10 protein-coding genes and 1 pseudogene are annotated in these 7,918 nt (G+C 53.9%); 3 read left to right on the forward strand and 8 right to left on the reverse strand.

The features are described 5' to 3' along the window. Nucleotides 1-184: 184 nt before the first annotated feature. The gene (locus OR1_RS12085) at nucleotides 185-1,027 is read left to right on the forward strand and encodes a trypsin-like peptidase domain-containing protein (RefSeq protein ID WP_041972113.1); all 843 of its coding nucleotides are present in this window, start codon (nucleotides 185-187) and stop codon (nucleotides 1,025-1,027) included. Nucleotides 1,028-1,373: 346 nt separating this feature from the next. On the opposite strand, the gene OR1_RS12090 is transcribed toward OR1_RS12085, so the two are convergent. Continuing rightward, nucleotides 1,374-1,676: a HigA family addiction module antitoxin gene (locus OR1_RS12090; RefSeq protein WP_041972115.1), complete on the reverse strand. Its 303-nt coding sequence runs from the start codon at nucleotides 1,674-1,676 to the stop codon at nucleotides 1,374-1,376. 11 nt (nucleotides 1,677-1,687) lie between these two features. Continuing rightward, entirely contained in the window at nucleotides 1,688-1,876 is a 189-nt protein-coding gene (locus tag OR1_RS21635) for a type II toxin-antitoxin system RelE/ParE family toxin (RefSeq protein ID WP_237754283.1), read from the reverse strand. A gap of 191 nt (nucleotides 1,877-2,067) precedes the next feature. On the opposite strand from OR1_RS21635, the gene OR1_RS12095 reads away from it, so the two are divergent. Together OR1_RS12095 and OR1_RS12100 are read left to right on the forward strand one after the other, a co-directional pair. Next, nucleotides 2,068-2,412, forward strand: coding sequence for a cupin domain-containing protein (locus OR1_RS12095; RefSeq protein WP_041972116.1), 345 nt, complete (start codon nucleotides 2,068-2,070; stop codon nucleotides 2,410-2,412). A 142-nt stretch (nucleotides 2,413-2,554) separates the two neighbouring features. Next, nucleotides 2,555-2,758, forward strand: a complete 204-nt coding sequence (locus tag OR1_RS12100) for a DUF6485 family protein (protein WP_041972117.1) — start codon at nucleotides 2,555-2,557, stop codon at nucleotides 2,756-2,758. Nucleotides 2,759-2,806: 48 nt separating this feature from the next. On the opposite strand, the gene OR1_RS12105 is transcribed toward OR1_RS12100, so the two are convergent. The 6 genes and pseudogenes from OR1_RS12105 to OR1_RS12130 form a co-directional block, all read right to left on the reverse strand. Then, nucleotides 2,807-3,001, reverse strand: a complete 195-nt coding sequence (locus tag OR1_RS12105; RefSeq protein ID WP_041972118.1) for a hypothetical protein — start codon at nucleotides 2,999-3,001, stop codon at nucleotides 2,807-2,809. 26 nt (nucleotides 3,002-3,027) lie between these two features. Beyond that, complete coding sequence (locus tag OR1_RS12110) at nucleotides 3,028-3,441, reverse strand: tetratricopeptide repeat protein (RefSeq protein ID WP_041972119.1); 414 nt, start codon at nucleotides 3,439-3,441, stop codon at nucleotides 3,028-3,030. A gap of 15 nt (nucleotides 3,442-3,456) precedes the next feature. After that, nucleotides 3,457-4,827 (reverse strand): sigma-54 dependent transcriptional regulator, encoded by a 1,371-nt coding sequence (locus OR1_RS12115; protein ID WP_041972120.1) that lies wholly within the window; start codon nucleotides 4,825-4,827, stop codon nucleotides 3,457-3,459. Nucleotides 4,828-4,863: 36 nt separating this feature from the next. Next, entirely contained in the window at nucleotides 4,864-6,057 is a 1,194-nt protein-coding gene (locus OR1_RS12120; protein ID WP_041972121.1) for a pyridoxal phosphate-dependent aminotransferase, read from the reverse strand. Nucleotides 6,058-6,173: 116 nt separating this feature from the next. After that, a complete protein-coding gene (locus OR1_RS12125) occupies nucleotides 6,174-7,346 on the reverse strand; it encodes a DUF294 nucleotidyltransferase-like domain-containing protein (protein ID WP_082002926.1) in 1,173 nt (390 codons plus the stop codon). Between the two features lie 121 nt (nucleotides 7,347-7,467). Then, nucleotides 7,468-7,918, reverse strand: a pseudogene (locus OR1_RS12130) (cation acetate symporter); the annotation flags it as partial.

A 7,918-nucleotide genomic window follows, 5' to 3' on the forward strand; every position in this document is an offset into this window, starting at 1 on the left:
GTAATCTCCGTCACCCGTGTCATCTGCTGCACCACCTCACCCATGATCGCCCCCGCAAACGGGCGCAAACCTGAATGATTGTTCAGCAATTCTCATTGAAGTGTTCAAAAGGTAGGTGGTATAGTGCGCCAGGCAATCGTTGCCCCTGAAAACTTAATCATGAGTTGGAAGATAAGGAGAACTTATGAAAGTCGAGTCGCTAGCTGAAAATCTTTTTTTTACGACCGTACGGATCGATACAATCTCACTAGATGGCTCTGCTGGTTCTGGTACAGGCTTCCTGTTTATATATAAACTACAAGATGACAAGCATGCGCCCTTTATTGTTACCAACAAACATGTGGTCCACGGCATGAAATCTGGTTCGCTGACGTTTCATCAGCGCAATGGCGACCAACCTAACTTGGGAAACGGTTTCCGCCTCGACATCGACAACTGGGCAAAGATCTGGTTTGGCCATCCCTCAACAGATGTTGATGTTGCAGTCACTCCGTTTATACCCCTTGAAGCTCATATAAAGCAGCAGTACAACATCGACTTGTTCTACAGATTTATCTCAAACGACATGATCCCAACGGCAGATCAGATTGAGGAACTAGATGCAATAGAGTCAGTTACATTCATCGGGTATCCAAATGGGATATGGGACAGTAAGAACCTTTTGCCAATAGCGAGACGCGGAACTACTGCAAGCCCCATAAGAGTGGACTTTGAAAGCACTCCTCGATTCCTCATTGATGCATCCGTCTTTGGTGGATCCAGTGGTAGTCCTGTCTTTGTGCTTAACCAAGGAATGATCACCGACAAACGCGGAAACTCGACAATTGGTTCAAGAGCTCTATTTGTTGGAATCATTGCGGCAGTCTTCTACCGCACTCAGTTAAACCAGATTATCGCAGTACCGGTACCAACCCTTACTCGACCAATGGCTCAACAGCAGGAAATGATTGATCTTGGCATCGTTTATAAAGCCAGAACAGTTACTGAAACAATCGAAGCGTTTGTGGAAAAGAATGGCGTCACCTAGCCATTTGGGAAGAACCAATGGGGTCACTTCGAGCAACGAAGAGCCGAGCAACAACGAAGGCGAGCAGATCGCGCCGCCCTAAAAGCGGCGTGAAGTGGCAGCACACGGGAAGAAACAGATAGCAGGGTATCCCGAGAGGGAGATTACTTTGGAGGGCTTGAGCTGTATGACGGGAAACTGTCACGTACGGTTCTGAGGGGGGGAAGGGGCCGAAAGGCCCCTGACCTACCCGGTGCTGGAACAGAATAATGAAAATATACCCCAAAGATACTTTCGAAATTGATTCAACGCTGTCTGCCGGATGATTTTGGGGAAATTAGGGACACTTCCCAGTTTTCTCATAGCTCTACGCTGCATGCGAAAAGGGTTGAACTTGTCGCACCTTCTGCCCCATCGCTTTTTCAGCAGTTTTGAGATCAAAGCTGGTTTGAAGGTTCATCCAGTAAGTAGCTGTCTGCCCAAAAGCTTTGCCGAACAGTAGTGCCAGTTCTGCGGTGACGGGACGAGTTCCTTTAATGACATGCGAAACCCGCATGGGTGAAACACCAATAGCCTGAGCGAAGGCACTCTGTGAAATGCCAAGTTCATCGAGAATTTCCTTCAAGAACAAACCAGGATGTATTGGAGGGAGACCATTATTTGTCGCCATGAGATTGCCCCTTAATGGTAGTCCGTTATTTCAACTTCAGTTGCTTCGCCGTTGGCGAAGGCAAAACAAATCCGCCATTGGTCGTTTATTCTGATGCTCCACTGTCCTGTCCGGTTGCCGGAAAGAGCTTCAAGACGATTTGATGGCGGCATCAACAAATCTGTTACCTCGCGTGCACTGTCCAACTGTGTCAACCGCATGATTGCGCGGGGGATGATTTCCGGAGGGAGCGTTTTTTGACTTTCCCGTTGCAAAGAGCTTTTCGGTTTCCTTGTTTGCAAACGATGCAATCATGAACCAACTATAAACAAATTGTTTACGCAAGTCAACGCAAGGGATGATATAGAAGAAATCAAGTTCCAACCGGGAAGATGCGCCGAGAGGAGACACTATGAACAACGAACAGGTGGCACCTGAGACGAAAGGTGTTACGGTGAAGTTACTTTCAACGGTTGACCTTGGCCCTGAGATCGAGGGGATGGCTGGGCGCCAACTTCGAATGCGTATGGTGACCATCGAGCCCGGAGGCGTATTCGGCCCGATTCACGACCATAAAGACAGACCAGGCACCGTCTACATACTGCAAGGAACGATCACCGACCATCGAAATGGCGTCGCTACGGACTATGGTCCGGGAGTGGGCTGGCCCGAGGATAGGAACACCACACACTGGCTTGAGAACAGAGGAACGATTCCGGCGGTGGAGATCTCGGTCGATATAGTCAGGCAAGAGTAAGCCCAGGTCAGGATTGATTGGTCATAGTCGTGCAATGGGAGATCGACTCTTTGAGTTGCGACTGAAAGCTACTGAAGGGTCTCACCATTGTTGACAGAAGAAACGCAAATTGGATAACCATGTTCGATAAGGAGAGAATTCGATGGAATGCATAGCAACAACCAGCAAGGCGCACTGTACCTGCACGTACACATCATGCGACAAGCGGGGCAACTGCTGTAAATGCGTGGAGTATCACCTGAAAAAAGGGGAGATTCCAGGCTGCTTCTTCACCCCGGCGGGTGAAAAAACCTATGACCGCTCAATCCGCAATTTTATCAGCGACCGGTCCGGTCAGCCAGCCTGAACCGGAGATAAGGAGCGGCTTGCGGCCAGTCGCCGCAGGCTGCTTGCATCATAATGTTTCACACAAAGGAACCGGCTGGCAGACGTTTTTCGGGTCATTTACCTCGACACCGCAGGTAAAGCAGACATGGGTGGGGTTGACGGTGAGACGGGCGATCTCATCGTTAAGCCCTAACCCTTTGAGTACGCAGATATGCCCCTGGTGCCCCTCTTCGCTGCAACAGGTCTTGGTCGCTTCAGCCATATTGAGCCTCCTGTTAAATCCGCTTGTCACTTCTTCCTGTAATTAAGCTGTTCCAGGAACCCGCACCCGGCCTTGTCCCCCAGGTTGCAGGCCCGTTGGAAGTCCGAAGTTGCCCGCTCCTGGTTGTCCAACTGGTCGTAAACCATCCCGCGGCTCAGGTAAGCGCTTGGGTCTTTCGGCTGCAGGGTGATGACGCGGGAAAAGTCATTGATGGCCTGTTGATGACGCCCCAGTTTCAGGCTGACGAATGCCCGGCTGCTGTAGGCATCGACCCGGTCCGGCTCAGCGGCGATGATATTGTCGAGATACAGCAGCGCCTTGTCCGGGTGCCCCTGGCTCAGATACATCTCCACCTTGCCGAGTTCCGCACCACTCCCGAAGGCAGTGTTGACCAGGATCAACACGACCAGTAACGTGCCGGTCAATGTTCTACGGACCATAGCCAACCCCTCCGGTCACTTCTTCATGTCGATGCGATAGCTCTTGATCTTCCGGTGCAGGTTGGTGCGCTCGAGCGCGATCGCCTCGGCGGTCTTGCTGATGTTCCAGCCGTGCTCCTCGAGCTTATGGAGGATGAACTCCTTTTCAAACTCTTCGCGCGCCTCGCGGAGCGAGAACCCGCCGCTACCTTCAATCCTGGCCCCGGAATCGGACGACACCTCCAGGGTCCGGATATAATCGGGGAGCTGATCGACGGTGATGGCCCTGCCGAGGCTCATGATCACCAGCCGCTCGATGATGTTCTTCAACTCCCTGATGTTGCCGGGCCAGTCGTAGCATTTGAGGAGTTCAACGGCATCCGGGAGGATATTGATCCGTTCGCGCCCCTCTTTCCGGCAGAACAGGTCAAGGAAATGGTCGATCAGCAGCGGAACATCGTCACGACGCTCCCGCAAAGGGGGCACCCGGAACGGCACCACGTTGAGCCGGTAATAGAGGTCTTCCCGAAAGGTCCCTTTTTTGATCTCATCTTCCAGAACCTTGTTGGTGGCAGCAACGATCCGCACATCCACCTCGATGGTCCTGGTCCCGCCGACCCGCTCAAACTTCCGCTCCTGCAGCACCCGGAGCACTTTGGCCTGGGTCCGGAGCGACATGTCGCCGATCTCGTCGAGGAATATCGTACCGCCATCCGCAAGATCGAATTTCCCCTTTTTCTGGGAGATTGCACCGGAGAACGCCCCCTTTTCATGACCGAACAGCTCGGACTCGATCAGTTCGTCCGGGATTGCCGCGCAGTTGATCTCCATGAACGGATGGTTGCTCCGGTTGCTCTGAAAATGGACCGCCCGCGCCACCAGTTCCTTGCCGGTGCCGTTCTCCCCGGTGACCAGCACCGATGCGCCGCTGGGGGCAACCAGCCGGATCTGCTCCCGCAGGGAGACGATGACGGGCGAGTTCCCGACCATGTCGTGATCCTGCAGGACGGCAGACCTGAGGATCTCGTTCTCGTCCTGCAGCCGCTGCATGTCGAAGGCATTCTGAATGGTCAGGATCAGTTTTTCCAAGGACAGCGGTTTTTCGATAAAATCGTAGGCCCCCATCTTGGTGGAACGGACCGCGGTTTCAATGGTGCCGTGACCCGACATCATTATGACCAGCAAGGATGGGTGGATGGACTTCAACTGCTGGAGCACTTCGAGACCGTCGATGCCGGGCATCCAGATATCAAGCAGAACCAGATCGGGGAGGTCACGCTGGACCATTTCCAGCGCCTTTGCCCCGTCTTCGGCCAAAAGCGGCCGGTACCCCTCGTCTTCCAGAATCCCCTGCAGCGAAGTGCGGATGCTCGCTTCGTCATCGACGACCAGAATTGTCTTAGCCATGAAATCCCTTTACAGTAGCAACACGGTAATATGCAACTAGCGCCTCAGCCCGATTTCGCCGGCCAGGGCTGTCCAGGCGTCGAAACTCCGCTCGATCATGGCGCGATCCACGCAGTAGGCGATCCGGAAGTATCCGGCTGCCCCGAATCCGGCCCCCGGCACCAGTAGCAGATGGTGTTTCTGGGCGATCCTGACAAAGGCGACATCATCGGAGAGCGGCGACTTCGGAAACAGGTAAAACGCCCCGTCCGGCTTGACCATTTTGAAGCCAAGCGAGGTCAGGTGGGTGTAGAGCAGATCTCTCTTGGACTGGTAATCGCCGATATCCACCGATTCATGCTGCAGTTTGGCCACCAGCCTCTGCATCAGCGCCGGCGCGTTGACAAACCCGAGGGTCCGGTTGCAGAACACCGCACCTTCAATGAACAGCTCGCCATGCGTCATATTCGGGTTTGCCGCCAGATAGCCGATCCGTTCGCCGGGAAGCGCCAGATCCTTGGAATGCGAGGTGACTATGACCGAATTGTCCACGTGGTTGAAAATATTCGGCACCGACTTGCCGTCGTACGATATCCGGGCATACGGTTCGTCGGATATCACATAGATATGGCGCTCCAGCTCGCGCTCCTTGCGGCTCACCAATTCGCCGAGCTTCTGCAGGCTTTCCGCCGGGTAGATCACACCGGTCGGGTTGTTCGGGGTATTGACGATTATAGCCCGGGTCTTGGCATTGATGGCGGCCTCAATGGCCGGGAGCTGCAGCTGGAAAGTCTCCCGGTCGGTCCAGACCTCGCGGGGGACGCCGCCATGGTTGTCGATGTAAAACTTGTACTCCACGAAATGCGGAGTAAGGATGATCACCTCTTCACCCGGGTTCAGAATGGTCTTCAGCACCACGTTCAATGCCCCGCTGGCACCGCAGGTCATGACGACATTGGCCGAAGGCACCTTGATCCCGGACGCCTCGGAAATCAGGGAGGCAACAGCGGCGCGCGTCTCCTCGTAACCGGCATTGCTCATATAGCGGTGCATTCCGGAAATCGGGCTCTCCGCGAGCTTGCGGAACTCCTGTTCAAACCTTGCCGGCGGCTCGATATTCGGATTCCCCAGGGTGAAGTCGTAAACCTTGTCCGCCCCGTGTACTGCCCGGAGACGCTCCCCCTCCTCGAACATCTTGCGGATCCACGAAGCACCTTCAATGAACGTCTGGATTTTCGACGCAATGGCCATCAGGCAACCCTCCCAAAAACAATTTTAAACTTATTATCATTTCCGCCAACGTCACGCAAGACCGAAGGCGTCAAAGGGGGTTGACAGAGTATGCCTGAGACAGGCCGGGAATTTCGTCACATGATGTGAAAATTGGTATGAATGATCTTCTGCAGGTCTTCGATCCGAAGCAGCGAATGCCGGATTTTCTCGCGCTCGTCGGCGGTCAGCTGATAGGGGTTCAGGTAATAGGAATCACGTTGAATCCCCTTGATTACCTTTATCTGCAGCAGAATCCGGTGGCGGGTAAGGATATGGTAGGCATCGGCAAGCCCGGATGCGGTATTGCGGGAAAAGCTCCCTTCCTTTTCCAGCAGCTCGATTCTACTGAGGGTGCTGGTTGCCGGAATCCCCTGATTGATCGACAGAATCCTGATATTCATCACCAGCGGCGCCCAGGCGAGCAGCTTGACATTGAACTCCCCCTTGTGCTCGCCCGACCCTTCGGTCCAGAGCCGTTTCATGAACCCGAGGGCCAGCTTCATTTCAGTCGCGGCTTTGGCCATCCCCCACAAAACCTGGAAATAATCCCGTTCCAGTCCCCGGATCAGGTCGATAAGATCGTATGCCAGTTCTTTATTGCCCGCAACATAGCGGGCATCCGAGAGCACGATCAGATCCATCAGGTTCTTGGCATAATCTTCGTACTCGTAACGCATAATTGCCAGGAGCTTCTTACGCCACTGGGAATACGAACCGCGCCAGGTAGGGTTCGAAGGCATTATGCCGCCGGTGCACTTTTTAAATCCGATCTCCTCAAGCCTGTCCACGAGCAGATCGGAAAACTCCCGGAAATACCGGTCCGCTTCCTCGCCGCCATCGTCCGCATAGACAATCAGATAATCCTGATCCGTGATCAGAGTCTGCTCCTCCCGGCCGTCGCTTCCCATGCTGATCAATGCGTAGGGTAACGGTGGGAGACCTTTCCCTGCTGAGGATAGTTCTTCTTCGACAAGCTCAAGTGCCCTGCGCGCCAGGACATCCCGGTATTCTGTGCACGAGGCATGGAGCGCGGGTACGGCCTGAACTTTCAGGAACCGCTCCATCTCCAGCTGGTTCAGTTCATCATGCCTCTGTTTCAACACAGAGTAAGACCGCGTAGCCAGAACTTCTTTGGCAAGATCGGTTTCACGGCCGGAAAACGAATCGAGCCACCCTTTTTCCGTACTGAAATGGCTGTACAACTCATCCAGGAGATCGACAGTTTCCCTGACGTCAAGAAAAGGCAATACCTTGCGTACCCGCAGCATTATCTGCTCCTGCAGCAAGGAGGGGGGTATTTTTGTAATTATCTCTTGTTCCACGTAGTAGCACTCAAAAAAATGGGGAAGGCAAGCCTTCCCCACAGTGTATCACAATGTACCGGAGATGTTAGTGGTCGATGGCCTTGGCCATGCCGATACCGGTATTCTGACGAACATAGATCTCGTCCCACATCTCTTCAGAGCGACGGCTCGGGAAGGCCAGGGTGCCGAGAATAGCGGCGATGAAGCCGAGCGGGATGGAGATGATGCCCGGGTTCTTGAGCTTCAGGAGCGGCTTGTCGAGGCCCATTACCGATTTGCCGCCACGGTTCTTGGCTTCGATCCCCTTCTGCTCTTCAATGGTCTTCATGGTCTTTTCCATTGCTGCCGGGGCTATTTTGCCTTCGGCAAGGTTTTTCTCAAGCAGGGTGTAGGCCTTTTTCGCATCATCGGCAACCTTGTTCGGATAGGTCATGTTCGGGGAGACCATAACCAGACCGATAGAGGCGATTGTACCGACCAACAGGCCGGAGATGACGCCGCCGGTGTTGAACTTCTTCCAGAAGAGCGACATGACT

The organism is Geobacter sp. OR-1, assembly GCF_000813145.1.
In the GTDB taxonomy this organism is placed as follows: Bacteria; Desulfobacterota; Desulfuromonadia; order Geobacterales; family DSM-12255; genus Geoanaerobacter.